This window comes from Kitasatospora sp. NPDC059571 (assembly GCF_042735675.1).
Taxonomy (GTDB): Bacteria; Actinomycetota; Actinomycetes; order Streptomycetales; family Streptomycetaceae; genus Kitasatospora.
Genome location: NZ_JBHWBW010000338.1, coordinates 7,156 through 8,737 on the forward strand (window position 1 = coordinate 7,156; position 1,582 = coordinate 8,737).

A 1,582-nucleotide genomic window follows, 5' to 3' on the forward strand; every position below is an offset into this window, starting at 1 on the left:
GTCCGGGCGCCGTCCAGGAGGCGTGCACGGGCAGGCCGGCGTCGGCCATCGCGAGGAGGTAGCCGCGGCGGCGCTCGGCGGCGGTGTGGATGTGCGGCCGGTCGCCGATGAAGCCGATCCGGCGGTGGCCGTGCCGGACGAGATGGGCGGTGCCCGCCCGGGCGCCGCCGGCGTTGTCGCGCAGGACGGCGTCCGCCTCGATCCCGGCGGCCGGGCGGTCGGCGAAGACCGCGGGGGTACCGGCCGCGAGTTCGGGCAGCAGGTAGCGGTGGTCGGGGCCGGCGGGGACGATCACCAGGCCGTCCACCCGGCGGGCGCAGAAGGCGAGGGCGAGTTCGCGCTCCCGGTCGGCGTCCTCGCCGCTGGAGCCGGTGAACAGCAGGGAGCCGTGGTCCCGGGCGACGTCCTCGACGGCGCGGCTCAGCGCGGAGGAGAACGGATCGGCGATGTCCTCCAGCAGCAGGCCGATGCTGGCGGTCCGGCCGGTGCGCAGCAGCCTGGCGCTGTCGTTGCGGCGGAAGCCGGTCTCGTCGATGGCCGCGCGCACCCGGGCCGCCATCGCCTCGCTGACGCCGGACTCGCCGTTCACCACGCGGGAGACGGTCTTGAGGCCGACGCCGGCGCGCGCAGCGACGTCCTTCATGGTGGGTCGGGCACCGTACGTCGTCATACCCGGAGCTTAGGCAGTCCGGGGGCGGTGGCGGCACTCCGGTGCCGATCCTCCTGGACAACGTTGTCGGTCAGGGTCCAGACTTCGGTAGGGAGCGTCCGGCCGCCGCCGGAGAACGACGCCCCGCCGAGGCACCCGACCCCCTGCCGGAGACAGCACCATGAGCACACCGCGGACCGACCGCCCCCGGGCCGACGCCCACCGGCCGCCGCCGGCCCCCGACCCGGCCGCGGGCGGGCCCGGGCCGCTGTACGCCGCCCTGGACATCGGCGGGACGAAGATCGCCGGCGCGCTGGTGGACGCGGCAGGGACACTGGTCGCCCAGGTCCAGCGGCCCACCCCGGCCAAGCGGCCGGCCGAGGAGCTCCTCGCGGCGGTGCACGCCGTGCTCGACGACCTCGCCGCCGGGCCGCGCTGGTCCGAGGCGGTCGCGCTCGGGATCGGCAGCGCCGGTCCGGTGGACGTCACCACGGGCTCGGTCAGCCCGGTCAACATCCCCGCCTGGCGCGACTTCCCGCTGCTGGCCGGGGTCGCCCGGCACCCGGCGGCCGGCCGGCTGCCGGCGGTGCTCGGCGGGGACGCCGTGGCGATGGCCGCCGCCGAGCACTGGCAGGGCGCGGCCCGCGGCCGGCGCAACGCCCTGTGCATCGTCGTCTCCACCGGCGTCGGCGCCGGGCTCGTCCTCGACGGGGAGGTCTACGCCGGGCCCACCGGGAACGCCGGCCACCTCGGCCACATCACCGTGGACTTCGACGGCGAGCCGTGCCCGTGCGGTTCGCGCGGCTGCCTGGAGACGATCGCCAGCGGCACCGCGCTTGCCCGGCCCGCGGTGGGCGGACGCGTGCTCCCGGGGACCCGCGGAGCCGCGCCGGGGGGCGGGGGGCGGCGGGGGCGGGCGCGGCGGGGGCCGGC

At 78.2% G+C, this 1,582-nt stretch carries 2 protein-coding genes; one reads left to right on the top strand and one right to left on the bottom strand.

The features are described 5' to 3' along the window. The coding region (locus ACFV0G_RS28560; protein ID WP_380554110.1) for a LacI family DNA-binding transcriptional regulator at positions 1-670 on the bottom strand (670 nt) is incomplete at its 3' end. 160 nt (positions 671-830) lie between these two features. Between ACFV0G_RS28560 and ACFV0G_RS28565 the strand changes: the two genes are divergently transcribed. Continuing rightward, a partial coding sequence (locus tag ACFV0G_RS28565) for an ROK family protein (protein WP_380554113.1) occupies positions 831-1,582 on the top strand: 752 nt, incomplete at its 3' end.